21 protein-coding genes and 1 pseudogene are annotated in these 23,979 nt (G+C 67.6%); 8 read left to right on the top strand and 14 right to left on the bottom strand.

Features of this window, described 5'->3' with window-relative positions; all coding sequences use genetic code 11:
- Positions 1-101 precede the first annotated feature (101 nt).
- Both D8S75_RS06790 and D8S75_RS06785 read left to right on the top strand, forming a co-directional pair.
- Complete coding sequence (locus tag D8S75_RS06790; protein ID WP_119965321.1) at positions 102-1,301, top strand: ribonucleotide-diphosphate reductase subunit beta; 1,200 nt, start codon at positions 102-104, stop codon at positions 1,299-1,301.
- A gap of 184 nt (positions 1,302-1,485) precedes the next feature.
- Positions 1,486-1,875 (top strand): annotated as a pseudogene (locus D8S75_RS06785) (histone); the annotation flags it as partial.
- Between the two features lie 72 nt (positions 1,876-1,947).
- Here D8S75_RS06785 and D8S75_RS06780 read toward each other — a convergent pair.
- The 7 genes from D8S75_RS06780 to D8S75_RS06740 form a co-directional block, all read right to left on the bottom strand.
- The gene (locus tag D8S75_RS06780; RefSeq protein WP_119965318.1) at positions 1,948-2,859 is read right to left on the bottom strand and encodes a carbohydrate kinase family protein; all 912 of its coding nucleotides are present in this window, start codon (positions 2,857-2,859) and stop codon (positions 1,948-1,950) included.
- A gap of 35 nt (positions 2,860-2,894) precedes the next feature.
- On the bottom strand, positions 2,895-4,418 hold the full coding sequence (locus D8S75_RS17390) for a zinc-ribbon and DUF3426 domain-containing protein (protein ID WP_157982599.1): 1,524 nt from the start codon (positions 4,416-4,418) through the stop codon (positions 2,895-2,897).
- Positions 4,419-4,463: 45 nt separating this feature from the next.
- Positions 4,464-5,351: a 50S ribosomal protein L11 methyltransferase gene (gene prmA, locus D8S75_RS06760; RefSeq protein ID WP_119965316.1), complete on the bottom strand. Its 888-nt coding sequence runs from the start codon at positions 5,349-5,351 to the stop codon at positions 4,464-4,466.
- Between the two features lie 65 nt (positions 5,352-5,416).
- Entirely contained in the window at positions 5,417-6,766 is a 1,350-nt protein-coding gene (gene accC / locus D8S75_RS06755; RefSeq protein WP_119965314.1) for an acetyl-CoA carboxylase biotin carboxylase subunit, read from the bottom strand.
- A gap of 47 nt (positions 6,767-6,813) precedes the next feature.
- Positions 6,814-7,278: an acetyl-CoA carboxylase biotin carboxyl carrier protein gene (gene accB / locus D8S75_RS06750; RefSeq protein ID WP_119965312.1), complete on the bottom strand. Its 465-nt coding sequence runs from the start codon at positions 7,276-7,278 to the stop codon at positions 6,814-6,816.
- Between the two features lie 131 nt (positions 7,279-7,409).
- Positions 7,410-8,006 carry a TlpA family protein disulfide reductase gene (locus D8S75_RS06745; RefSeq protein ID WP_370807436.1) on the bottom strand — a complete coding sequence of 199 codons (597 nt, stop codon included), beginning with the start codon at positions 8,004-8,006 and terminating at the stop codon, positions 7,410-7,412.
- Positions 8,003-8,596 carry a hypothetical protein gene (locus tag D8S75_RS06740; protein WP_119965308.1) on the bottom strand — a complete coding sequence of 198 codons (594 nt, stop codon included), beginning with the start codon at positions 8,594-8,596 and terminating at the stop codon, positions 8,003-8,005. The genes D8S75_RS06745 and D8S75_RS06740 overlap by 4 nt, the downstream gene beginning before the upstream one ends.
- A gap of 194 nt (positions 8,597-8,790) precedes the next feature.
- On the opposite strand from D8S75_RS06740, the gene mpl reads away from it, so the two are divergent.
- Entirely contained in the window at positions 8,791-10,203 is a 1,413-nt protein-coding gene (gene mpl / locus D8S75_RS06735) for a UDP-N-acetylmuramate:L-alanyl-gamma-D-glutamyl-meso-diaminopimelate ligase (RefSeq protein WP_119965306.1), read from the top strand.
- A 90-nt stretch (positions 10,204-10,293) separates the two neighbouring features.
- Here mpl and D8S75_RS06730 read toward each other — a convergent pair whose 3' ends face one another.
- The 6 genes from D8S75_RS06730 to D8S75_RS06705 all read right to left on the bottom strand — a co-directional run bounded on the left by D8S75_RS06730 (position 10,294) and on the right by D8S75_RS06705 (position 18,001).
- Entirely contained in the window at positions 10,294-10,605 is a 312-nt protein-coding gene (locus D8S75_RS06730; protein ID WP_119965305.1) for a hypothetical protein, read from the bottom strand.
- A 63-nt stretch (positions 10,606-10,668) separates the two neighbouring features.
- Positions 10,669-11,799, bottom strand: coding sequence for a 3-deoxy-7-phosphoheptulonate synthase (locus tag D8S75_RS06725; protein ID WP_119965303.1), 1,131 nt, complete (start codon positions 11,797-11,799; stop codon positions 10,669-10,671).
- 209 nt (positions 11,800-12,008) lie between these two features.
- Positions 12,009-12,551: a hypothetical protein gene (locus D8S75_RS06720; protein WP_119965301.1), complete on the bottom strand. Its 543-nt coding sequence runs from the start codon at positions 12,549-12,551 to the stop codon at positions 12,009-12,011.
- Between the two features lie 133 nt (positions 12,552-12,684).
- Positions 12,685-14,169, bottom strand: a complete 1,485-nt coding sequence (tldD, locus tag D8S75_RS06715; protein ID WP_119965300.1) for a metalloprotease TldD — start codon at positions 14,167-14,169, stop codon at positions 12,685-12,687.
- 184 nt (positions 14,170-14,353) lie between these two features.
- Entirely contained in the window at positions 14,354-15,526 is a 1,173-nt protein-coding gene (gene rodA / locus D8S75_RS06710) for a rod shape-determining protein RodA (RefSeq protein ID WP_119965298.1), read from the bottom strand.
- Between the two features lie 48 nt (positions 15,527-15,574).
- The gene (locus tag D8S75_RS06705; RefSeq protein WP_119965632.1) at positions 15,575-18,001 is read right to left on the bottom strand and encodes a protein kinase domain-containing protein; all 2,427 of its coding nucleotides are present in this window, start codon (positions 17,999-18,001) and stop codon (positions 15,575-15,577) included.
- Positions 18,002-18,119: 118 nt separating this feature from the next.
- On the opposite strand from D8S75_RS06705, the gene D8S75_RS06700 reads away from it, so the two are divergent.
- From D8S75_RS06700 to mtgA, 5 genes are all read left to right on the top strand, one after another.
- On the top strand, positions 18,120-18,704 hold the full coding sequence (locus tag D8S75_RS06700) for a YqiA/YcfP family alpha/beta fold hydrolase (protein WP_119965296.1): 585 nt from the start codon (positions 18,120-18,122) through the stop codon (positions 18,702-18,704).
- A gap of 42 nt (positions 18,705-18,746) precedes the next feature.
- Positions 18,747-20,819, top strand: coding sequence for a ribonuclease catalytic domain-containing protein (locus D8S75_RS06695; RefSeq protein WP_119965294.1), 2,073 nt, complete (start codon positions 18,747-18,749; stop codon positions 20,817-20,819).
- Positions 20,820-20,898: 79 nt separating this feature from the next.
- Positions 20,899-21,759, top strand: a complete 861-nt coding sequence (locus tag D8S75_RS06690; RefSeq protein WP_119965293.1) for an energy transducer TonB — start codon at positions 20,899-20,901, stop codon at positions 21,757-21,759.
- 40 nt (positions 21,760-21,799) lie between these two features.
- Positions 21,800-22,654, top strand: coding sequence for a shikimate dehydrogenase (aroE, locus tag D8S75_RS06685; RefSeq protein ID WP_119965291.1), 855 nt, complete (start codon positions 21,800-21,802; stop codon positions 22,652-22,654).
- Positions 22,655-22,674: 20 nt separating this feature from the next.
- Positions 22,675-23,409 carry a monofunctional biosynthetic peptidoglycan transglycosylase gene (gene mtgA / locus D8S75_RS06680; RefSeq protein ID WP_119965289.1) on the top strand — a complete coding sequence of 245 codons (735 nt, stop codon included), beginning with the start codon at positions 22,675-22,677 and terminating at the stop codon, positions 23,407-23,409.
- On the opposite strand, the gene D8S75_RS06675 is transcribed toward mtgA, so the two are convergent.
- Positions 23,406-23,894 carry a hypothetical protein gene (locus D8S75_RS06675; protein ID WP_198673159.1) on the bottom strand — a complete coding sequence of 163 codons (489 nt, stop codon included), beginning with the start codon at positions 23,892-23,894 and terminating at the stop codon, positions 23,406-23,408. The genes mtgA and D8S75_RS06675 overlap by 4 nt on opposite strands.
- Positions 23,895-23,979 lie beyond the last annotated feature (85 nt).

Here is a 23,979-nt window from a genome sequence, read left to right as displayed (position 1 = left end):
CGGCCTCGCATGTGTATTCAAGCAACAAAACTTCGCGGCGCAGCGCGCAAGCGCTTTTCATTTTGCAGCGCTGCTTTCATAATCCGAACACTGGAAAAACCATGCTGACCTGGGACGAAGAAGTCACCTCCACATCGCAAAGATCCTTTGACGGCGGTCTGCAAAAAAACCGCTCGGTGGAATCGGCGCCGCCCACTTTCCCTCTTTCCGGTTTCCAAGCCCCCTCTTCCGCAGCGCGCGCCACCCCTGCCACGCCAGCTCCCGATTCAGGAGCAGCCCAGCGACACCGCGTCAACGCAGCCGACAAGCGCATCATCAACGGCAAGACCGACGTCAACCAGCTCGTGCCGTTCAAGTACAAGTGGGCCTGGGAGAAATACCTCGCCACCTGCGCCAACCACTGGATGCCGCAGGAAGTGAACATGACGCGCGACATCGCGCTGTGGAAAGACCCGAATGGTCTGACCGAAGACGAGCGCCGCATCATCAAGCGCAACCTCGGTTTCTTCGTCACCGCCGACTCGCTGGCCGCCAACAACATCGTGCTGGGCACCTACCGCCACATCACGGCGCCCGAGTGCCGCCAGTTCCTGCTGCGCCAAGCCTTCGAGGAAGCGATCCACACGCACGCCTACCAGTACATCGTCGAATCCCTGGGGCTCGATGAAGGCGAGATCTTCAACGCCTACAACGAGGTGCAGTCCATCCGCGACAAGGACCAGTTCCTGATCCCGTTCATCGAGGCCATCATGGACCCGGCCTTCCACACCGGCACGCCCGAGAACGACCAGACACTGCTCAAATCCCTGATCGTTTTCGCCTGCCTCATGGAAGGCCTGTTCTTCTACGTGGGCTTCACGCAGATCCTCGCGCTGGGCCGCCAGAACAAGATGACCGGCGCCGCCGAGCAGTACCAGTACATCCTGCGCGACGAGTCCATGCACTGCAACTTCGGCATCGACCTGATCAACCAGCTCAAGCTCGAAAACCCCCATCTGTGGACCGCCGCATTCAAGGCCGAGATCAAGGCCCTGTTCATGCAGGCCGTCGAACTGGAATACCGCTACGCCGAGGACACCATGCCGCGCGGCGTGCTCGGCATGAATGCCTCGATGTTCAAGGGCTACCTGCGCTATATCGCCAACCGCCGCGCCACCCAGATCGGCCTCGAACCGCTTTTCCCCAACGAAGAGAATCCGTTCCCCTGGATGAGCGAAATGATCGACCTGAAGAAGGAACGCAACTTCTTCGAAACCCGCGTGATCGAGTACCAGTCGGGCGGCGCGCTCTCCTGGGATTAGCGACGCACACCATGCACCAAGTCACAACGCTCCACCCTGCCCGGCCCGCGAACGCGCCGCGAGGTGGAGCGTTTCGCATTCATGGAGATGGGAGGGTCCCCATCTCCATGGATCGCTCCAGGTCTGATACCAGGCCCGGAGTGCTCTTTGCTCAATGACCCCTAAGGAGAAAACCATGGCAACTGCGAAGAAACCTGCCGCCAAGAAGGCGGCTCCTGCGAAGAAGGCTGCTGCGCCCGCGAAGAAGGCCGCTCCCGCCAAGAAGGCTGCTGCGCCCGCGAAGAAGGCCGCTCCCGCCAAGAAGGCTGCTGCGCCCGCGAAGAAGGCCGCCCCCGCCAAGAAGGCTGCTGCGCCCGCGAAGAAGGCCGCTCCCGCCAAGAAGGCTGCTGCGCCCGCGAAGAAGGCCGCTCCCGCCAAGAAGGCTGCTGCGCCTGCCAAGAAGGCCGCCGCCGCCCCCAAGAAAGCTGCTCCGGCCAAGAAACCCGCAGCAGAGAAGGCCCCTGCCGCTCCTGCCGCGCAGACCACGCTCAATCCCCAGGCCGCATGGCCCTTCCCGACGGGCACCAAGCCCTGATACAGCGCCCTGGTGGCTGTATCCAACCCGGTGCCCTGTGCACCGGGTTTTTTTATGCCCGCCCGCGCTCCATCAGGACATCAGCGATGCTGGATCGAAATCCAGCGTGTAGTTCTGTGGGCCGCGCGCGGCGATCTTGAGCGCACCCAGGCGGTTGCCCAGTTCCGCGCAGCGCACCAGCGGCCAGCCCCGCTCCAGACCGAACAGCAAGGCACCACGCCAAGCATCGCCGCAGCCCGTGGGGTCCACGATGGCAGCCGGCACCGTGGGCGGCACCACCGTCCTGACGCCATCCACCCAAACCTCGCAGCCCTGACCGCCGAGCGTTACCACCAGCCCCTGGACCTTGCGCGAAAGCGCCTCCAGGCCCAGGCCGGTGCGTTCGCACAGCATCTTGCCCTCATAGTCGTTCACCGTGACCCAGGTGGCTTGCTCCACGAAACGCATAAGCTCCTCGCCCGAGAACATGGGCAGGCCCTGGCCCGGATCGAACACGAAAGGGATGCCCGCTGCCTGGAACTGCGCGGCATGTTCGATCATGGCATCGCGCCCATCGGGCGCGATGATGCCGACACGGATGTCCTGCACGCCGCCGTCGATACGGTTGGCATGCGCCTGCATCATGGCCCCGAGGTGGAAGGCCGTGATCTGGTTGTTGTCGCGGTCGGTCATGATCATGGCCTGCGCGGTGTAGGTATCCTGCACCTGGCCCACGCAGCGCGTGCTGATGCCCAGCGAGTCCAGGCGCTGCAAGTAGTCCGCGCCATCGCTCCCCAGCATGGCCATGGGCACCGGCTCTCCCCCCAGGAGCCTGAGGCTGTAGGCGATGTTGCCTGCGCAACCGCCGAAATCCCGCCGCAAACCCGGCACCAGGAAGGACACATTGAGGATATGCAACTGGTCGGGCAGGATCTGCTCGGCAAAGCGGCCTTCGAAGGTCATGATGGTGTCGAAAGCCAGGGAACCACAAATCAGTACAGCCATGTTCTCAATTTCATTCATTGCGGCGCGAAGCCGCGTCAAGGGTAAAAAGCCAGCACCCGGTACCCCGTGATGCGCGCGCCGCCCAGCGCCATCTGCACGGGCACCGTCACACTCCACTCGGCTTGCGCCAGCAGCTCGGCGGGCGCGGCCAGGTCCTCGGCCCGCAACACACGCCGCAACACGGGCTGGTCCTGGGCATCGGTCAATGTCAATTCCACGGCCGGCATTTCCACGGCATGGTCCGCGCGGTTTCGCAGGGTCAGGGAAAACTGGTAATCCTCTCCCTTCAACTTCTGGAAGGAGGAGCCGTCCACCACCACGGAAGCAATATGGCGGTAAGGGCCGATCCGGCACTGAAGCAAGTCGCACAGCGCCGCCAGGGGCGCGCGAGCCTGCGGCGCCACGGCCGCGAGGTAATGGCGCTCCTGCACAGCCAACTGCAACAGCAGCCCCGCCAGCAACAACAGGCTTAGCAGTGACAAGCCCACACGCACCAACGGCTTGCGCCAGAACGCCTTGCGCCTGGCGGCGCGGACGAACGATGGCTCTTCGCCCAGCGGCACCGCCTCGGCGCCGCCCTGCTGGATGTCATCGGCCAGCCCCCCGTGGAGATCGGCGGAGCCCAGCTCATGGGCATCGTTCCCATGGCCTGACGGCATCCCGGTTTGCGCGGCTCCGGCGGCCTCAGGCCATGCCGGCTCCTGTCCCAGGGGCTCGGGCCGCACCGCCTCGATGGCTTCGCCCCTTCCCGGCGCAGCGCCCTCTGCGCCGCGCGGCACTTCCTGCGCCAATGGCTCTGGCTCTGGCTCTGGCTCTGGCTCTGGCTCTGGCTCTGGCTCTGGCTCTGGCTCTGGCTCTGGCTCTGGCTCTGGCTCTGGCTCTGGCTCTGGCAATTGTTCCAGCGCCACGGCGGTCGGCGTCAGCAGGTCATGGGGGTCCACATCCTCCAGCACCGGCGAGGGCAGTTCATACCCCAGAGGAGGCGGAGTGAACTCGATGGCCGGCCACTCGATATCCGGAGCCTCGCCCTGCGCAGCCTCGAAAGGCCTGGCGGACAACACCGCTGGATCGGCCTGCGCAGGACTGGGCGTGCGCCAAGCGAACGGCGTCTCCGGCACCAGCGTCAATGGGGGCAGGTCGTCCATGCCATCCGCCGGTACAGACGGCCCCTGGGCCGAGAGAAAGGCCGGCACCGCGGGCTCCGGCACCGACATGACCGGTGGAAGCGGAGGAACAGGGAGGGCGGCCCGCGCATCGTCCGGCACGGGGGCGGCCGGTGGGGCGTTCGTCACGGGCGCTGCTGCGGCCGGTGAGGCAGGCAACGCGCCCCAAGAACGCGCCAGCGGATCCGCGCGCGGCACCGGCTGCGGCGGTGGACGCAGCTTGTCCAGCGCCAGGTCCGGCATCAGGGGCTCCGGCTCGGGAGGCAGCAAATGCGCGGAGGCGTCAAAAACCTGCTTGCAGTGCCCACACCGCACCCATCCGTCGGAGATGCGCAACTGGTCCGCAACGACCTTGAACATCGTCGCGCAGGACGGGCAGCGGGTGATCTGGCTCATTGGCTGTGCATTGTAGGGGCGCTCCAGGCCACGCCGGCCGGGGCCTCAACGCGTGGCGGTCATCAGAATCCAGCCATCCTCGCGGTCCGCCACCGTGAGCGACAGCCATGGCGCATACGCCTCCTGCAATTCCTCGGCCTGGCGTTCCAGAATGCCCGCCAGCACCAGGTGGCCGCCAGGCGCCACATGGCCACAGAGCAACGGCGCCAGCACACGCAGCGGCGTGGCCAGGATGTTGGCCAGCACGGTCTGGTAGCTGCCGCCAGCCTTGTCGGGCAGGCCGGTCTGCAGTTGCACGCCATTGGCCTGGGCATTGAGCGCGGCCGATTCCACCGCCGCCGGGTCGATATCGACGGCATCGATGTCCGTGGCACCGAACTTGGCCGCGCCGATGGCCAGGATGCCCGAGCCGCAGCCGTAGTCGAGCACGCGGCCCAGCGCCGCACCGCCGCCCTGGCGCGCAATCCAGCGCAGGCACATGCGCGTGGTCGGGTGCGTGCCGGTGCCGAAGGCCAGGCCTGGATCGAGCCGGATGATGGTCTTGGCCTGCGCAGGCGGCTCGTGCCAAGTGGGCACGATCCAGAACTCGGGCGTGATATCCACCGGCGCGAACTGCGACTGCGTCAACCGCACCCAGTCCTGATCGACCAGAGGCACGAGACCGGAAACCTCGCAGCCCTCGAAGAAATCTTGTACGGCCAGCAGTTGCCGCGCTTCCTGCGCAGCGGCCTCCGTGCCGAACAGCGCCACCACGCGGCTGCGCTGCCAGCCCGCGCGCGGCGGGGGCATGCCGGGTTCTCCGAACAGCGCCTGCTCGGCCTCGGTCTGCGCGTCGGCGTCCTCCACCGAAACACTCAACGCGTCCAGCGCTTCAAGCGCCTCGCTCACTGCTTCAACCCGGTCTTGCGGGCACAACAGGCTCAGTTCATGCATGGCTTCGTGCCTTCAGGATGCAAACCAATGAAAAAGGGCGCTTCCGCGAGCGCCCTTCAGATGCTTCAGCGTTGGCGCTGCGACAGCCACTCTTCAAGATAGTGGATGTTCGTGCCACCGTCCATGAACTTGGCATCCACCATCAGCTCGCGGTGCAGCGGCACATTGGTGTTGATACCTTCGATCACGGTTTCCGACAGCGCCGTGCGCATCCGTGCCAGCGCCTGCTCGCGCGTGTCGCCGTGCACGATGATCTTGCCGATCATCGAGTCGTAGTTCGGGGGCACGAAATAGTTCGTGTAGATGTGCGAATCCACGCGCACCCCGGGGCCGCCCGGCGCATGCCACTTGGTGATACGTCCCGGCGAGGGAATGAACTTGTACGGATCTTCGGCGTTGACGCGGCACTCGATCGCGTGGCCCCGGATCTGGATCTGGCGCTGGGTGAACGGCAGCTTCTCGCCAGCAGCGACCATGATCTGGGTGCGCACGATGTCCACCCCCGTGATCCATTCGGTCACCGGGTGCTCCACCTGCACGCGCGTGTTCATTTCGATGAAGTAGAACTCGCCGTTCTCGTACAGGAACTCGAACGTGCCCGCGCCCCGGTAGCCGATCTTCTTGCAGGCGGCCACGCAGCGGTCGCCGATGCGGTCGATCAGGCGGCGCGGAATGCCCGGCGCGGGCGCTTCCTCGATCACCTTCTGATGGCGCCGCTGCATGGAGCAGTCGCGCTCGCCGAGGTACACGGCATTGCGGTGCTTGTCGGCCAGGATCTGGATCTCGATGTGGCGCGGGTTCTGCAGGAATTTTTCCATGTAGACCGCCGGATTGCCGAACGCAGCGCCCGCCTCGGCCTTGGTCATCTGCACGGCGTTGACCAGCGCGGCCTCGGTGTGCACCACGCGCATGCCGCGCCCACCGCCACCGCCCGCCGCCTTGATGATGACGGGGTAGCCGATGGCCTTGGCGATGCGGCGGATCTGCACCGGATCGTCGGGCAGTTCGCCGTCCGAGCCCGGCACGCAGGGCACGCCCGCCTTGATCATGGCCTGCTTGGCCGACACCTTGTCGCCCATGATGCGGATCGACTCGGGCGTAGGGCCGATGAACTGGAAGCCGCTCTTTTCCACGCGCTCGGCGAAGTCGGCGTTCTCGGACAGGAAGCCGTAGCCGGGGTGGATGGCCTCGGCGTCCGTCACCTCGGCCGCCGAGATGATGGCGGGCATGTTCAGGTAGGACAACGGCGAGGGAGCCGGTCCGATGCACACGGCCTCCTCGGCGAGCTTGACGTACTTGGCGTCGCGGTCGGCCTCGGAATAGACCATCACGGCCTTGATGCCCAGCTCGTGGCAGGCGCGCTGGATACGCAGCGCGATCTCCCCCCGGTTGGCGACAAGAATCTTCTTAAACATATACGCCCTCGCGGCCGGTGGCCGGAATTATCTTGAGCCTCAACCCGTCACTCGATCACGAACAGGGGCTGACCGTATTCCACGGCCTGGCCGTTCTCGCCGAGGATGCGCGTGACGGTGCCCGACTTGTCGGCCTCGATCTCGTTGAGGATCTTCATCGCCTCGATGATGCAGATCGTCTCGCCTTCCTTGATCTGGCTGCCCACTTCGACGAAGGGCTTGGCGCCCGGGCTGGCCGCGCGGTAGAACGTGCCCACCATCGGCGACTTGACCACATGACCCGCCGGCTCGGCAGGCGCGGGCGCAGGCAGCTCCGCCACCGGCGCCGCCGCGGGGGCCGGCTGCGCGGGGGCCGCGGCCATGGGGGCCGGCGCGGGCGCGACATACTGCTGCACCACCGTGCCGCCGCTCTTGACGATGCGGACCTTGCCCTCGGCCTCGGTGATCTCCAGCTCGGAGACATTCGATTCGGACACGAGGTCGATCAGGGTCTTGAGTTTTCGCAAATCCATGGCAGCTCCAACAGCTAAAAACTGAACAGGGCGCGAATTTACTCCAATTTCACCCTTTTTTACTCTTCATCTGGCAATTTTCATCAATCACCAGCACCTCCCTGCCGCAAGCACCTCTATCGGGTATTTCATCACCCCAATGAAACCCATTGGCGCAGGTCGTCGGGCGTGATCTGTCCTATTTTACGGTGGAAAATGCGCCCATCCGCGTCAAACAGCACGGTAAACGGCAGGCCGCCGCCCAGGTTGCCAAGTGCGCGCGACAGGTCGGTGCCTCCCAGTCCCGCCATGACAACCGGAAAATCCACGGGGGCACGCTCCAGGAAAGCGCGCACCGCTGACGGCTGATCAATGGCGATGCCCACCACTTGCCAGCCTTTGGCGGCATGTTCACGATAGAACCCATTCAACAGCGGCAGCTCGGCAATGCACGGCGGGCACCAGGTGGCCCAGAAGTTCAGCAGCAGCGGCTTGCCCTGGAACGCGGCCATGGCCTGGGTGGCGCCCGCAGGCGTTTCGAACGAGCGCCCCCAGAAGGCCCGGGCCGCTTCCGCATGCGCATCCGAGCCATTGGCGCGCCACCAGGCCCAGCCACCACCCAGCGCAGCCGCGGCCGCCACCCCGGCATAGAGCAGATGGCGCCGGCGCGCGCCCGCGGGCGTGGGAACATCAGCGCCAGGCGAGGCAACGCCGTCCACAGCGGGGGAATTCGAAGAATGCTGGGTCAAGATTCAGGCTCCAATAGCTGGCGCACGGCGGTGGCATCGCCCCGTGGAATGCGCCCCTGGGTATCGGGGCGCAACGCGCCACGCAGGTCGTCAAGGTCGTATATCAGGAAATGCACGCCGACCATCTGCCCCAATTCACGCGACGGACACCCCACGGTGAGTGCCTCGACCGGTGCGCCGTGCAAACCCTGCACCGTGCTGGGTTCATAGTCCACACCATGGTCGATCAGCGCGATTTCTGCCGATTTCGGGTCATCGCAAAACAACTGCAGATAAATATCCGACAGCCGCGTGGCTGTTCCATGCCAGACCGCACCGCCCAGGTAGGGCCGGAATGCCGCCATGCGCTCCATCCAGACCAGGGCCAGGGAGCGCAGCACGCGCAGCTCCGCAGGCTGTGTGTCGGCACAGAACAGGGCGATATGCTCGCGCACCGCCATGTCCACCAGGTCGTTGTCGGGCAGCGGAGTGCGTGCCGGCAGGCCCAGCAGCTTGAGCGCGCGCCGCTTGGCCGGGCCGTACTCCAGCCCTTCCTCGACCACCAAGCGGGCCGCGGATTGGGCGATTTCTGAGGCAAGGTTCGTCGACATGGCGGTTCTCCCCGCCCGCATTGTGACCTGAACGCAGGACTGCACCGGTAAAAACCATTCCAGCAGCCCCGCGCGCGGCAGGCCCTTCGCATGCCGCGCGCACGGGTGCCCAGGAAAAACTCTCTTTTTGATAGCTGCTTGCGCTGACTGCGCAAGCGTTCGAATGGTTTTTCGCAGAACCTTAGAATCCCCCCATGCATATACACATTCTGGGCATCTGCGGCACCTTCATGGGCGGCGTGGCCGCGCTCGCCCGCGCCGCGGGCCACAAGGTGACGGGCTGCGACGCCGGCGTCTACCCCCCCATGAGCGACCAGCTGCGCGCGCTGGGCATCGAGCTGATCGAGGGCTACGGCGCCGACCAGATGGGGCTCGCGCCCGACATGTTTGTGATCGGCAACGTCGTCAGCCGCGCCCGGCAGCCCGATGGCACGCCGAAATTCCCGCTGATGGAGGCCATCCTCGACGCGGGCGCCCCCTACACCAGCGGTCCGCAATGGCTGGCCGAGCATGTGCTGCAGGGGCGCCATGTGCTGGCCGTGGCGGGCACGCACGGCAAGACCACCACCACCTCGATGCTGGCCTGGGTCCTGGAATGCGCCGGGCAGCAGCCGGGCTTTCTGGTGGGCGGCGTGCCGCTGAATTTCGGTGTCTCCGCGCGCCTGGGGGCCGCCACGCGGCCCACACCGGGCACGGGGTCCACGGGCGCGTCCCCGCTGTTCGTGATCGAGGCCGACGAGTACGACACCGCTTTCTTCGACAAGCGCAGCAAGTTCGTGCATTACCGGCCGCGCACCGCCGTGCTGAACAACCTGGAGTTCGACCACGCCGACATCTTCGACGACCTGGCTGCCATCGAGCGCCAGTTCCACCACCTCGTGCGCACCGTGCCGCCCTCGGGCTGCGTGGTGGCCAACGGCCTGGAAGAGAGCCTGGCGCGCGTGCTGCACCAGGGCTGCTGGAGCGGCGTGAGCAGCTTCGGCGCCGCCGTGAGCGATTTCAGCGCACAGGGTGAGCCCGGCGCCTTCGACGTGCTGCACCACGGCCAGCGCGTGGCGCGCGTGGAGTGGGCGCTCACCGGCGTGCACAACCAGCTCAACGCGCTGGCCGCCATCGCGGCGGCGCACCATGTGGGCGTGGCGCCCGCCAGTGCGGCGGCAGCCTTGGGGAGTTTCCAGAACGTGCGCCGGCGCATGGAAGTGCGTGGCACGGTGCGCGGCATCACGGTGTACGACGACTTCGCCCACCACCCGACGGCCATCCGCACCACGCTCGACGGCCTGCGCCGCAGCGTGGGGCCGCACGCACGCATCCTGGCCGTGTTCGAGCCGCGCAGCAACACCATGAAGCTCGGCACCATGAAGGCGCAGCTGCCCTGGGCACTGGAAGGCGCCGACCTGGCGTTCTGCCACACCGCGGGACTGGACTGGGACGCCGCCGCGGCGCTGGCGCCCGCCGGAGCACGGGCACGCACCGCCGCCGCGATCGATCAACTCGTGCAACAGGTGACCCAAGCCGCACAGCCGGGCGACCACATCGTCTGCATGAGCAACGGCTCGTTCGGCGGCGTGCACGACAGGCTGCTGCAGGCGCTGGCCGCCCATTGAAAAGCGGCCACCTCCCGGTGGCCGCTTCAGGTTTGCTACCGAATCAATAGCTACTAGCGCTTACTGGTAAAGCGCTAGAGCCATGTTTCATTAGAAATTCACGGTCATGGACTGGACGTCCACGCGGATCACCGGGCGCGCCAGCGCGGCGCTGGTGGCGCGTGCGAAATCCGCCAGCCAGGCGCGGTCACCCAGCAGCTTGGCCCCGGCGGCCGCTGCCACGACCAGCACCTTGTCGGCCATCAGTACCTTGCCGCTGGCGCGCAGCGGCTCGCATTCCATGCGCGTGAACTCGTTGTCGAGCCAGCGGCGCGCATCTTCGTGTGCCATGGGCTCTACGCCATCGAGTTCAAAGCGGAATTCCTGGTTGGCGTCCAGGGTGACCGTCACTACGCTGTGCATGGGTTGCCTTTCTTTTGCTGAGGAGATGGGGCCGCGCCACCATGCGCGGCCCAGGTGGCTAGCTTACACCGCCGTCCGGTCCCTGCGGGCCTGAACGGCAGCGGAAAGTTCACCCAACGTGGCCAGGGAATCATTCCAGCCCAGGCAGGCGTCGGTGATGCTCTTGCCGTATTCGAGCGCGCACGGCGATTCCTTGCCCGGCGTGAACTTCTGCGCGCCCGCCACCAGATGGCTCTCGATCATCAGCCCAAAGACGCTGCGCGAACCGCCGGCGATCTGCGCGGCGATGTCGCGCGCCACGTCCTTTTGCTTCTCGTGCTGCTTGCTGCTGTTGGCGTGGCTGCAGTCCACCATCAGCGTGGCCGGCAGCTTGGCGGCCTCCAGGTCCTTGCAGGCGGCGGCCACGCTGGCGGCGTCGTAGTTGGGCGCCTTGCCGCCGCGCAGGATGACGTGGCAGTCCTTGTTGCCCTTGGTGTTGACGATGGCGACCTGGCCGTTCTTGTGCACCGACAGGAAGTGGTGACCCCGGCTTGCCGACTGGATGGCGTCGGTGGCGATGCGGATGTTGCCGTCCGTGCCGTTCTTGAAGCCGATCGGCGCCGACAGGCCCGAGGCCAGCTCGCGGTGCACCTGGCTCTCGGTGGTGCGCGCGCCGATGGCGCCCCAGGCGATCAGGTCGCCGATGTACTGGGGCGAGATCACATCGAGGAACTCGCTGCCCGCTGGCACGCCCAGGCGGTTGATCTCGATGAGCAGTTGGCGCGCGATGCGCAGGCCCTCGTCGATGCGGTAGCTCTCATCGAGGTAGGGGTCGTTGATCAGGCCCTTCCAGCCCACGGTGGTGCGCGGCTTCTCGAAGTACACGCGCATCACGATCTCCAGCGTGTCCTTGTACTGCTCGCGCGCATCCTTCAGGCGGCGCGCGTAGTCCAGCGCGGCGGCGGGGTCGTGGATGGAGCAGGGACCGATCACGACGAGCAGGCGGTCGTCCTTGCCGGCCATGATGTTGTGGATGGCCTTGCGGGTCTGGGTGATCAGCTTCTCCACGGGCGTGCCGCTGATGGGGAAGAAGCGTATCAGGTGCTCGGGAGGAGGCAACACAGTGATGTCCTTGATGCGTTCGTCGTCGGTCTGGCTGGTTTTCTCGACGCTGCGGTACCAGGCATCACTCGTGGGCAGGCTCTTGGCTGTCATGGGTTGCTCTCTCTCGAAAGTTGGAAAAAACAGGGCTGAAAACAAAAAACCGCCGGGCTTTACAGCATCGGCGGTTGTTGGGAAGGTTTCAGGTGCTTGCGCGCTTGCCTCTCATCCGCCAGGGACCGAGAACCAAAAGCAAAAATAAAACGCGCAGGGCTTGTGCATGCGCTCAATGTAGCACACTCGCCAGACCACCTCCCGGGGCCTTAGCGGCGCAGGTGCTGCCACCAGGCCTTGGCCCGCTCCCAGGGGGTCGGGGCAGGCCGCGGGGCCGCCACGGCCGCGGGCTCGCTGTCAGACTGCCCGCCCTGCTCGTACATGTCGATGAGCAACATGCCTTCGCCCAGCGTGCGCCAGGCCAGCAGCTCGACCCGATCGAACGCGCCGCCTTCGCGCGGGCTGCGGCGCTCCAGCGCCTTGTGCCAGGCCTCCACGGCCCGGCGCAGCTCGCGCAAGGCGCTCTGGTAGGCGCCGAACTCATACAGCGAATGCCAGGCCGAGCCCATGCCGGTGAGAAACAGCTGGTGTTCGCGCACCGCGTGCACCAGGGCCAGGGCCTGGCGCGTGATGCGCGCCGCATCCGGTGGCGCGCGGCGCGCACGCACGGCTTCTTCGATGACCTGGGCCAGCACGCCCACGCTGTCGCGCAGCTGGCGCGACTCCTCATCGGCCACCCCCTCGCGCAGGAAGCGGCTGATGTCTGCAAACGACTGGATCGTCTGCTGGGACAGTGAACCCGAAGCGGCCATGCGCGCTATTGTGCGCCGCTGGCGGTTTTTTTGCGCGCGCCACGGGCGTGGACCGCACCGGGGTGGCGCGGCGCGGCAACACACGCGCCTGCTCCCAAAAGCAGTGCAGCCCGCCAGCGCGGGCGGACCGGCGTCAGGCGGTTCCGCCGACGGTCAGGCCGTCGATGCGCAGCGTGGGCTGGCCCACGCCGACGGGCACGCTCTGGCCTTCCTTGCCGCAGGTGCCCACGCCGCTGTCCAGGCGCATGTCGTTGCCGATCATGCTGACCTTCTTGAGCGACTCGGGGCCGCTGCCGACGATGGTCGCGCCCTTGACGGGATAGAGGATCTTGCCGTTCTCCACCCAGTAAGCCTCGCTGGCCGAGAACACGAACTTGCCCGAGGTGATGTCCACCTGCCCGCCGCCGAAATTGGTGGCGTACAGGCCCTTCTTGATGGAGGCGACGATTTCCTGCGGGTCCTTGTCGCCACCCAGCATGTAGGTGTTGGTCATGCGCGGCATGGGGATGTGGGCGTAGCTCTCGCGCCGGCCGTTGCCGGTGGGCGCCACGCCCATGAGGCGGGCGTTCAGGCTGTCCTGGATGTAGCCCTTGAGGATACCGTCCTCGATAAGCACATTCTTCTGCGTGGCGTGGCCCTCATCGTCCACGTTGAGCGAGCCGCGCCGGTCCTGGAGGGTGCCGTCGTCGAGCACGGTCACGCCCTTGGCCGCCACGCGCTGGCCGATGCGGCCGCTGAAGGCGCTGGAGCCCTTGCGGTTGAAATCGCCCTCCAGGCCATGGCCCACGGCCTCGTGCAGCAGCACGCCGGGCCAGCCCGGGCCAAGCACCACGGTCATCTCGCCCGCGGGCGCGGGGCGCGCGTCGAGGTTCACCAGCGCGGCGTTCACGGCTTCATGCACGTACTGGCCGATCTGCGCGTCATCGAAATAGGCCAGGCCAAAGCGGCCACCGCCGCCGGACGAGCCCATCTCGCGGCGCCCGCCCTGCTCGGCGATCACGGTGATCGACAGGCGCACCAGCGGGCGCACGTCGGCCGCCAAGGTGCCGTCGGCGCGCGCCACCAGCACCACGTCGTATTCGCTCGCCAGGCCGGCCATGACCTGGACCACGCGCGGGTCCTTGGCGCGGGCCAGCTGCTCGGCCTTTTCCAGCAACCGCACCTTGGCCGTGCTGTCGAGCGTGGCGATGGGGTCCACACCGGGGTAGAGGCTGCGGCTGCTTGCTATTTTTTTAGGAGCTACTCGCGCTTTTCCAGATTGGGCCGCAGCCGAAATGGATCGCACGGTGCGGGCAGCATCCAGCAACGATGCCTCCGAGATGTCGTCGGAGTAGGCGAACGCTGTCTTCTCGCCGCTGACGGCGCGCACGCCCACGCCCTGGTCGATGGAGAACGAGCCGGTCTTGACGATGCCCTCCTCCAGGCTCCAGCCCTCGCTACGGGTGTACTGGAAGTACAGGTCGGCGTCATCGACCTGGTGGGCGCGGATGTCGGCCAGGGCGCGCGCCAGATGGGTTTCGTCCAGCCCGAAAGGCGCCAGCAGCAGTTGGCGCGCCACATCGATGCGCTGGGTGGTGGGCGCGCGCTGCGGCGTGCCGGAAGAAGAGCGGGAAGTCATGCCCGCATTTTAGGCGCGGGGCTCAGCAGGCGTGAATGAATCCGGCGTGCCCGAGCAGGCCGCCAAAACGCGGCCGATCTAGGCGCAAAGCACAGCCATGGCGCGGGCCATGGCGAGAATTTGCAACGACGAGCGGGTGTGTTTTGGCGAAATGAGCGGGCGTGGCAGGTTCGCTCACGCCTTCTCAAAGCGTCGGCTTGGCCGCCTGCGGCGGCTGGCGCTGCGCGCGCACGATGGACATCAGGATGCCCAGCGCCAGGCCCAGCGTGACCATGGCCGTGCCGCCGTAGCTGATGAACGGCAGCGGCACGCCCACCACCGGCAGCATGCCGCTGACCATGCCCATGTTCACGAACGCATAGGTGAAGAAAATCATCGACACGGCCCCCGCCATCAGGCGGCCGAACAGCGTGGCCGCGCCCAGGGCGACGGCCAAGCCGCGCCAGACCAGGAACAGAAAGCACAGGATGAGGAAGCCGTTGCCCAGCAGGCCGAACTCTTCGGAATAGGCGGCGAAGATGAAGTCGGTCGTGCGCTCGGGAATGAACTCCAGGTGCGTCTGGGTGCCCGCCATGAACCCCTTGCCGAACACCCCTCCCGAGCCGATGGCGATCATGCCTTGGATGATGTGGAAGCCCTTGCCCAGCGGGTCGCGCGTGGGATCGAGCAGCGTGCATATACGTTGCTGCTGGTAGTCGTGCAGCACCGGCCAGCGGACGCCGTCGGCGCACCAGGCATCGCCCATCACCACCAGCACCCCAATGCCCGCCAAGCCCAGCAAGACGGGGGGCAGCACCAGCTTCCAGGGCAGGCCCGCGAAGAAAATCACCGACAGGCCGGCCGCCAGCACCAGCAGCGAGGTGCCCAGGTCCGGCTGCTTCATGATCAGCCCCACGGGCACGGCCAGCAGCAGGCCGGCCACGGCGAAATCGAGCGGGCGCAACTGGCCCTCGCGCCGCTGGAACCACCAGGCCAGCATCAGCGGCATGGCGATCTTGAGGATCTCGCTGGGCTGGATGACGATGCCCACGTTGACCCAGCGCTGCGCCCCCTTCTTGGTGATGCCGAACAGCGCCACGGCCACCAGCAGCGCCACGCCCGTCAGGTACAGCGGCACCGCCATCGCCATGATGCGCTGGGGCGGCACCTGGGCCACGGTGAACAGCAGGACACCGGCGATGAGCATGTTGCGGCCATGGTCGACAAAGCGCGTGCCGTGGTCATAGCCCGACGAATACATCGCCACCAGCCCCAGGCAGGCCAGCAGCAGCACGACCCCGACCAGCCAGCCGTCGAACCCCCGGAACAGGGGCAGGACGCGCTGGACAAGCGAGGGCTTGTCAAAAGAAGTTCCCATGGCGCGATTATCGGGCGTGGCCTGGCGGGCCGCCGCCACGGCCGTGCTTCACCCCGCCTGGCGGAACGCCATCACGGCCTGGTTGCGCAGCGTGCGCAGCATGCCCAGCGCCTTGTCATCCACGGCGATGGCGCCGGGATGGGCGTGGTCGGCATAGATCAGCGCGAACGGCCGGCCCTTGATCTGCAGCGGCAGCAACAGGAAGGTCGGCGCGTTCGGCCCGTTGCGGTACCAGGCGGGCAGGCGCTCCTGCATGCGCGCGTCGGTGGCGTCGGCGATCAGCGTGTCGGCGCCGCGCAGGCAGACGGCGGCGAACAGGTCGCTCTGCACCTTCAGCGGCACGGCCATGGCGCGCACCGCCTCGTCGCTGCCCTCGCCCAGGCCGAAGCGCCCGGTCACGATGTCGGTCTTGGCGTCGCGCAGGCAGAACACCATGCGCCGCGCGCCCAGGGCACGGAACATGGTCTCCAGGATCATGCGCAGGATGTCGTTGAGCTTGAAGCTCTCGACCATGGCGTTGGTGATCTCCTGGATACCGGCCGACAGCACCTCGGCCACCTCCGCCGGGGACGGCGCCTTGCCGGCCTGCGTCTGCAGCATCGCGGGCAGCGGCTGAGTCTCGTCCGGGCGCAGTTCGTGGGTCGAGAGCATGTCCGCGATCTCTGGCGGCGCATCTGCGGCCGGCTGGGCCAGCAGGCGCGCCGCGGGCGAGCCCTTGTCCACGCGCAGGTCCAGCGCCTGCGCCATGCCGGCAAGCTTCTGGCGCGCCTCCGTCGTGGCCGCGCCGATGGCCTCGGCCGACATGGCCAGCGTGCGCGCGTACTGCGTGGCCATCACGCGCAGGGCTTCATCGGCCTGCTTGCGCTCGTTACGCAGCAGGATGGTGGTGGCCTCGTTGGCGGCCCGCGCCACCCAGCGCAGCCGCTCGGGGCCCTGTTCGGGCGGGCGCTGCGGCGGCGAACCCTGGGGCTTGCGGATGCAGCGCTGCAAGGTGTCGGGCAGGCCCCAGATGCGCGCCACGCCCGCGCCCAGGTCCTCGAACCCCAGGCCCAGCACCTGCACCGCAGCGGCCTCGTCGCCACCTTCCGTCCGCCCGGACGCCGCCAGCGCGCGGATCTGGCCCGCCTCCTCCGGGAAATAGAACTCGCACAGCATGCGCCCGAGGTTCTGGAACATGGCGCCGATGAAGGCCTCCTCGCCCCCCTGGCCCGGGCCGCACAGCTCGGACGCCAGGGTGCCCGCCATCATGGCGCGCAGGAATTCCTCGCGCATCTGGCTGGCGTGCTGCTTGTTCTGCATGTGGTCCAGCAGCACCAGGCTCAGCGCCATGTTGCGCACCGCGTTGAAGCCCACCAGGCTCACGGCGCGCGACACCGTGCTCACGCTGCCCCGGCTGGCGTGGGCGAACTGCACGCTGTTGACCAGGCGCAGCAGCTTGTTGGTCAGCGCCACGTCCTTGAGGATCTCGTTCGTCAGGTCGCTGATGCTGTCGTCCTCGGAGCTGGCCACGCGCTGGATGCGCGCCACCGAGTCCGACAGCGCTGGAAAATCGCTCTTGTGGCGCATGCGCCGCAGCAGGAAGTCGAGCGTGGCGTTGCTCGCCGCCGTGGGCGCGCTCACGGGCGCGGCCCAGGCACGCAGCGCGTCGCGGAAGTCGGCCGCCGAGGCAAAGCGCGCCGAGGGCTCGCGCGCCAGGGCGCGCCGCAGGACGGCGCGCAGCGCATCGTCCACGCCCGGCCCCAGGTCGGCGGGCAGTTCCAGCGTTTCGTTGGCGATGCGGTACAGCGCCTGCCAGGTGTCGGTCTGGTGGATCAGCGGCCGGCCGGTGAGCAGTTCCACCAGCACCAGGGCGGCCGAATAGATGTCCATGGACGGCGCGGGCGCGGCCCCGGCCGTGGCCTCGGGCGCCATGTAGGCCGGCGTTCCGCTGGCCAGTTGGGCGTCGGACGGGCTGGCCACGGCGGCGGCCAGGCCGAAGTCCATGACGCGTGCGTGGCGGTGCGCGTCCACCATCACATTGGAAGGCTTGAGGTCGCGGTGCACGATACCCGCCGCGTGGGCCGCGTGCAGGCCGTCGAGCACGTCCACCATCAGCGCCACGGCATCGTGCGGCGCGCAGCGCCCCTGGTGCGCCAGGTGCTCGGCCAGCGTGCAGCCGGGCACGTATTCAAACACCAGGTAGGGCTGGCGGCCCTGCACGTCGGCCTCGAACACGGGCACGATGTAGGGATGGGCCAGGCGCCCGACGTGGCGCGCCTCGCGCAGCCAGTGTTCCAGCACGGCGGCGTCCTGCCCCGGCGGCATGAGCTTGATGGCCACCTGGCGCTCCAGGCGCGGGTCCTGCGCCAGCCACACCGTGGCCTGCGCGCCCTGGCCCAGCACGCGCAGCAATTCGAAGCGCCCCAGCATGGTGGGCTGGCCTCCGCCGCCTGTCACAAAGCGTCGGGCGGTGGCAAGCGGGGCAAAATCAGGCATGGTGTACGCGGGCAGGACGGGCAGCGCACTCTGCACTGCCCCAGAGTCTGTATCTTATGCTTACAACTGTCCGTCTGCACGCGGCGGTTACATTGATTTTTGCCTCCCAGACCCCTCCATGGCCACCACCCACCTTCTGTACCTGCACGGCTTTCGCTCCTCCCCCCAGTCCGCCAAGGCGCGGATGGTGGCCGGCCACATGGCCGAGCACCGCCCGGACGTGCATTTCTGGGCACCCCAGCTCCCGCCCTCGCCACGCGCCGCCATGGCGCTGGTGACCGAGGGCATCGCCGGCTGGCCGCGCGACACGATGGCGGTGGTGGGCTCGTCACTCGGTGGCTTCTACGCCAGCTGGGTGGCCCGGCAAACCGGCTGCCCCAGCGTGCTGCTGAACCCCGCCGTGGACCCGGCGCGCGATCTGGCGCGCCACATCGGCGAACAAACCGCCTGGCACAACCCCGAGGAACGCTTCTTCTTCCGGCCCGAATATGTGGACGAACTCAAGGCACTGGACCAGCGCGGCCTGCCCCCGGGCGGCCCGGAGCTGGCCATCATCGCCAAGGGCGACGAGGTGCTGGACTGGCGCGAGATGGTGGCGCGCTATCCGCAGGCACGGCTGCGGCTGCTGGAGGGCGGCGACCACGGGCTGAGCGATTTCGCCGACCACCTGCCCACCGTGCTACGCTTTCTCGACCTGGCCTGACCTCCCCGGTGCTCCGGCGCGCCCATGGGACAATCCGACCCCATGTACGCATTGTTTGAAGAAGCCGGCAAATTCCTGGCCGGCCGCATCCTCTCCGAAGCCGAGACCTCGGCCCAGATCGAGCTCGACTCCGGCAAACGGGTCAAGGCCAAGGCCGCCCACATCCTGCTCAAGTTCGAGAAACCCGCCCCCGCCGAACTGATGGCCCAGGCCCAGGCCGTGGCTGCCACCATCGAACTGCCCCTGGCCTGGGAGTTCGCACCCGAGGACGAATTCGGCTTCGCCGACCTGGCGCGCGACTATTTCTCCGCCAGCGCCACGCTGGCCGAGCAGGCCGGCGCGCTGTTCGCGCTCTACGAGGCGCCGCACTACTTCCGCCGCGCCGGCAAGGGCCGCTTCAAGAAGGCCCCAGCCGAGATCCTGCAGCAGGCGCTGGCCGCCATCGAGAAGAAGAAGGCGGTGATGCAGCAGATCGTCGACTGGGCCGAGCAACTGGGTCGGGGCGAGTGCCCGCAGCCCATCCGCGACCAGCTCTACAAGATCCTGTTCCGCCCCGACAAGAACGCGCCCGAATACAAGGCCGTGGTCGAGGCCAGCCGCGCCACGCACACCGCGCCCCTGGAGCTGCTGCAGAAGGCCGGCGCCATCGATTCGAGCTACCAGTTCCACTGGAAGCGCTTCCTGTTCGACAACTTCCCCAAGGGCACGGGCTTCCCCGCCGTCACCGCGCCCCAGCCACCGGCAGACCTGCCGCTGGCCCCGGTGCAGGCCTACTCCATCGACGACTCGCAGACCACCGAGATCGACGACGCGCTCTCGGTGCAGGGCCTGGGCACGGGCACCGTCACGCTGGGCATCCACATCGCCGCGCCGGGCCTGGCCATCCAGCCCGGCAGCGATCTCGACAAGCTGGGCCGCAACCGCCTGTCCACGGTCTACATGCCGGGCTACAAGATCACCATGCTGCCCGACCCGGTGGTGCAGATCTACACGCTCGACGAGGGCCGCGCCAACCCGGCCGTGTCGCTCTACGCCACCATCGACGAAGCCACGCTGGAGATCACCGCCACCGAAACGCGCCTGGAGCGCGTGCCCGTGGCCGTGAACCTGCGCCACGACCAGCTCGACCACATCGTCACCGAGGCCTGGCTGCAAGACGCTTCGATTCAGCACGAAAACACGCCTCCGGCCTTGCTGGAAAGGCGCGAGCAGCTATCGTTTTTGTATCGCCTGGCGCTCAAGCTCAAGGCCGGGCGCGAACTGGTGCGCGGCAAGCCCGAAACCTTCAACCGCCCCGACTACACCTTCCGCCTGCACGGCAACGACGGCGCCGAGCCGCAGGGCACGGAGCAGGTCACCATCGGCACGCGCAAGCGCGGCGCGCCGCTGGACCTGATCGTGGCCGAGGCCGCCATCGTGGCCAACAGCACCTGGGGCCTGATGCTGGCCGAGCACGGCGTGCCCGGCATCTACCGCAGCCAGGCCAGCCTGGCGCCCGGCGTGAAGGTGCGCATGGGCACCAAGGCGCTGCCGCACGCTGGCATTGGTGTGAAGGCGTACTCGTGGGCCACCTCGCCGCTGCGCCGCTACACCGACCTGGTGAACCAGTGGCAGATCATCGCCTGCGCGCGCCACGGCAAGACAGCCGCGCTGGCCGCGCCGTTCAAGCCCAAGGACGCCGACCTGTTCTCCATCATCAGCAGCTTCGACGCCGCCTACAGCGCCTACAACGGCTACCAGGCGGGCATGGAACGCTTCTGGACGCTCAAGTATGTGGAGCAGAACCACATCACCGAACTCACGGCCACGGTGTTCAAGGAAGGTCCGGGCGGCAGCTTCCTGGTGCGCGCGGACGAACTGCCGCTGGTCTTCCCCGTGCTGGGCGCGCAGAACCTGCCGCGCGGCGCGCGCATCCGCGTGCGGCTGGGCGAGGTCGATGAGATCACGCTGGACGTGCACGGCTCGCTGATCGAGCGCCTGGACGACCCGCAGGACGCCAGCGACGACGGCCCGGTGGAAGACGCCGAGGACGACGAGGCCGTGGCCGGCCCGATCGCCATTGCCGTCGACGTGAACGAGCCCGAGGCCAGTGGCAGCGATAATTCGACCTCGTGAACATGGCCCCCACGCTCCCTCACTTCGTGTGCTCGCTGCCCCCCGAGGGGGCCGCTTTTCATCTTGGGGCGGCCCGGCGATGAAACTCCCCGCCTTCCTCACCCGCTTCAGCACGCTGCAGCTCACGCTGGGCGTGTCGGTGGCACTGCACGCAGCCATCCTCTCGGTGCGCTTCGTCGACCCCGAGGGCTTCAACCGCGTGTTCCAGGACACGCCGCTGGAAGTCATCCTGGTCAACGCCAAGTCGTCCGAGAAGCCGGAGAAGGCCCAGGCCATCGCCCAGTTCGCGCTGGCCGGCGGCGGCGACGCCGAGAAGGGCCGCGCCACCAGCCCGCTGCCCTACTCCGCGCTGACCAGCATCGGCGACGACTTCGAGGATGCCCAGCGCAAGATGGACGCGCTGCAGGAGCAGCAGACCCAGTTGCTCGCCCAGTTGCGCAAGCAGATCGCCGACCTGCCCCCGCCCGACCCGCGCAAGCCCAGCCAGAACGCCGACCAGAGCGCCCAGGAAGAGCGCCGCCGCCAGCTCGTGAAAATACTGGCCGAGATCGAGAAGCGCATCAACGAGGAAAACGCCCGCCCGAAGAAACGCTACATCAGCCCCGCCACGCGCGAGGAGGTGTACGCCGTCTACTACGACGCCATGCGCCGCAAGGTCGAGGACAAGGGCACGGTCAACTTCCCCGAATACGGCGGCCGCAAGCTCTATGGCGAGCTGACCATGATCGTCACCGTGAACCACGACGGCCGTGTCGTCGCCACCGAGATCGTGCAAGGCTCGGGCAACCACCGGCTCGACCGCCATGCCGAGGCCGTGGCCCTGGCCGCCGGGCCGTTCGGCCCGTTCAACCAGGAAATGCGCAAGAAGGCCGACCAGATCGCCGTCGTCTCGCGCTTCAAGTTCACGCGCGACCAGACCCTGGAAACCAGCGTGAGGTAACCGCCGGAGCGCCGCCGGGCGCACCTGGAAGACACGTCCCATGACCTTTTCCGCACCCTCCCCCGATCTGTACTGCGTGATGGGCAACCCCGTCGAGCACAGCCGCTCGCCGTGGATCCATGCACGCTTCGCCGAACTCACGGGCCAGGCCCTGGTGTACGAACGCCGCCTGGTGCCGCTCGATGGCTTCGCCCAGGCGCTGCGCGACTTCGCCGAGGCGGGCGGGCGCGGCTGCAACATCACCGTGCCCTTCAAGCTCGAAGCCGCGCAGGCCGCCAGCGTGCGCAGCGAGCGCGTGCAGCTCGCGGGCGCGGCCAACACCCTGAGCTTCATCGACGGCGCCCTCCATGCCGACAACACCGACGGCTTGGGCCTGGTGGCTGACATTGAGCAAGGCGCCGGCTTCGCCCTGGCCGGGCGCGACGTGCTGCTCGTCGGCGCGGGCGGCGCCGCCGCCGGGGCCCTGGGCCCGCTGCTGGCCGCCGGGCCGCGCCGCGTGGTGGTGGCCAACCGCACGCTGGAGCGCGCCCAGGCGCTGGTGCAATCGCACGCCGCGCTCGCAGCGCTACAAAAAACAGAGCTACTCGCGCAATCCCCGCAAGCGCTAGAGCATGATTTTGATCTCATCGTTAACGCCACCGCCAGCAGCCTGGCCGGTGCCGAGGTGCCCGTGCCCTCGCGCGTGCTGCGCCCCGGCAGCCTGGCCTACGACATGATGTACGGTCCCGCCGCCGAGGGCTTCCTCGGCTGGGCGCGCGAGCACGGCGCGACGCCGCGCGACGGCCTGGGCATGCTGGTGGAACAGGCCGCCGAGGCCTTTGCCCTCTGGCGCGGGGTGCGCCCGCCCAGCCGCCAGGTGCTGGCCGAGCTGCGCGCGCTGATGGCGTCGCACTGACCCGGCGCGCGCGTCCAACCATGAAAGCCCTGCTGCGCTGGATCGGCCTCGTCGCGTTCGCGGCGCTGGCGCTGGAGCTGTTCTTCGTGTTGCGCATCGCCGCCATGGCGGTGGTGAATCCCGAATCCACGACCTTCCAGCGTTCCGAGGCCTGGGCGCAGATCGCCGGTGGCGGCCCGCTGCGCTGGCGCCAGCAATGGGTGCCCTATGCGCAGATCAGCGGCCACCTCAAGCGCGCCGTGATCGCCTCGGAGGACGACGGCTTCGTCAACCACGAGGGCGTGGACTGGAACGCCATCGAAAAGGCCTGGGAACGCAACGCCAAGGCCGAGGCACAAACCGCCAAGGCCCAGGCCCGCGCGCCCGACAAGCCGGTGCGCGCGCCCAAGATCCGGGGCGGCTCCACCATCACCCAGCAACTGGCCAAGAACCTGCTGCTCTCGGGCGAGCGCACCCTGGTGCGCAAGGGGCAGGAGTTCGTGCTCACGCTGGCACTGGAGCAGTTCCTGAGTAAGGAACGCATCCTGGAGATCTACCTGAACAACGTCGAATGGGGCAACGGCATCTTCGGCGCCGAGGCCGCCGCGCGCCACTACTACCGCAAGAGCGCCGCCGACCTGGCCCCGCACGAGGCCGCCCGCCTGGCCGTCATGCTGCCCGCGCCCAAGCGCTTCGAGAAGACGCCGAACTCGGCCTACCTGAGCGGGCGCACGCGCACCATCCTGGCGCGCATGGGCGGGGCGGAACTGCCTTAGCCGGCGGGCGCCTTGCTCAAAGGCACTGTCCTAGCCTGGTGCGCCCGGTGCATCAACTCTTCCGCCAAGGGGTGCCGCAACCCGGGAAGTCTGCGCGGACGGCCGGCGGGCCGGAACGCCACCTGACGGCCAAAAACACAGGGCTTGACCAGGAAAACCGTCACCCGTTCAGGGCTGCTGTTCACGGATGCCTCGGCTTTCAGGATGTTCGCGAGACCAATGCGCGCCTGGGTCCCACCCTTCCGAACCAAGAGGTGATCGCCAAGATCCCAGACCTCATCCACCATCCCCATCGTTGCGATCCCCATGATCGCCGCCGCAAGACCGCTCCCCAAAACCAACTGGAACCAGTCCATGGCAGAAGGCCACTGACCGGTCATGTACCAAGCGATAGCCAGCACGGCGAGACACGCACCCATGACCATCAGCACCGAAGTTCTCGGTGTCACGACGGTCCCCGACGAAATGCGCTTCGCTGCATGCATGCGGTCACTCTCTTTCCCCATCGCCCATACGGCGCAGCAAGGATTGTCACGCACTGCCGCAGCACGGTTTTCTCGGCCGCTTTCC

Source organism: Simplicispira lacusdiani, assembly GCF_003604195.1.
GTDB classification, from domain to species: domain Bacteria; phylum Pseudomonadota; class Gammaproteobacteria; order Burkholderiales; family Burkholderiaceae_C; genus Simplicispira; species Simplicispira lacusdiani.
Note: the sequence above shows the minus strand (reverse complement) of the source record. Positions and strands in the feature narration are given on the sequence as shown.

Coding starts and splice junctions, on each gene's coding strand:
- D8S75_RS06730 (WP_119965305.1), bottom strand. CDS start 10,605: ATGCACAGCGTAGTGACGGTCACCCTGGACGCCAACCAGGAATTCCGC.
- D8S75_RS06675 (WP_198673159.1), bottom strand. CDS start 23,894: ATGCATGCAGCGAAGCGCATTTCGTCGGGGACCGTCGTGACACCGAGA.
- aroE (WP_119965291.1), top strand. CDS start 21,800: ATGACCTTTTCCGCACCCTCCCCCGATCTGTACTGCGTGATGGGCAAC.
- D8S75_RS17390 (WP_157982599.1), bottom strand. CDS start 4,418: ATGAGCCAGATCACCCGCTGCCCGTCCTGCGCGACGATGTTCAAGGTC.
- D8S75_RS06790 (WP_119965321.1), top strand. CDS start 102: ATGCTGACCTGGGACGAAGAAGTCACCTCCACATCGCAAAGATCCTTT.
- tldD (WP_119965300.1), bottom strand. CDS start 14,169: ATGACTTCCCGCTCTTCTTCCGGCACGCCGCAGCGCGCGCCCACCACC.
- D8S75_RS06700 (WP_119965296.1), top strand. CDS start 18,120: ATGGCCACCACCCACCTTCTGTACCTGCACGGCTTTCGCTCCTCCCCC.
- D8S75_RS06780 (WP_119965318.1), bottom strand. CDS start 2,859: ATGGCTGTACTGATTTGTGGTTCCCTGGCTTTCGACACCATCATGACC.
- rodA (WP_119965298.1), bottom strand. CDS start 15,526: ATGGGAACTTCTTTTGACAAGCCCTCGCTTGTCCAGCGCGTCCTGCCC.
- accC (WP_119965314.1), bottom strand. CDS start 6,766: ATGTTTAAGAAGATTCTTGTCGCCAACCGGGGGGAGATCGCGCTGCGT.
- accB (WP_119965312.1), bottom strand. CDS start 7,278: ATGGATTTGCGAAAACTCAAGACCCTGATCGACCTCGTGTCCGAATCG.
- mpl (WP_119965306.1), top strand. CDS start 8,791: ATGCATATACACATTCTGGGCATCTGCGGCACCTTCATGGGCGGCGTG.
- D8S75_RS06720 (WP_119965301.1), bottom strand. CDS start 12,551: ATGGCCGCTTCGGGTTCACTGTCCCAGCAGACGATCCAGTCGTTTGCA.
- mtgA (WP_119965289.1), top strand. CDS start 22,675: ATGAAAGCCCTGCTGCGCTGGATCGGCCTCGTCGCGTTCGCGGCGCTG.
- prmA (WP_119965316.1), bottom strand. CDS start 5,351: ATGCATGAACTGAGCCTGTTGTGCCCGCAAGACCGGGTTGAAGCAGTG.
- D8S75_RS06740 (WP_119965308.1), bottom strand. CDS start 8,596: ATGTCGACGAACCTTGCCTCAGAAATCGCCCAATCCGCGGCCCGCTTG.
- D8S75_RS06690 (WP_119965293.1), top strand. CDS start 20,899: ATGAAACTCCCCGCCTTCCTCACCCGCTTCAGCACGCTGCAGCTCACG.
- D8S75_RS06705 (WP_119965632.1), bottom strand. CDS start 18,001: ATGCCTGATTTTGCCCCGCTTGCCACCGCCCGACGCTTTGTGACAGGC.
- D8S75_RS06725 (WP_119965303.1), bottom strand. CDS start 11,799: ATGACAGCCAAGAGCCTGCCCACGAGTGATGCCTGGTACCGCAGCGTC.
- D8S75_RS06695 (WP_119965294.1), top strand. CDS start 18,747: ATGTACGCATTGTTTGAAGAAGCCGGCAAATTCCTGGCCGGCCGCATC.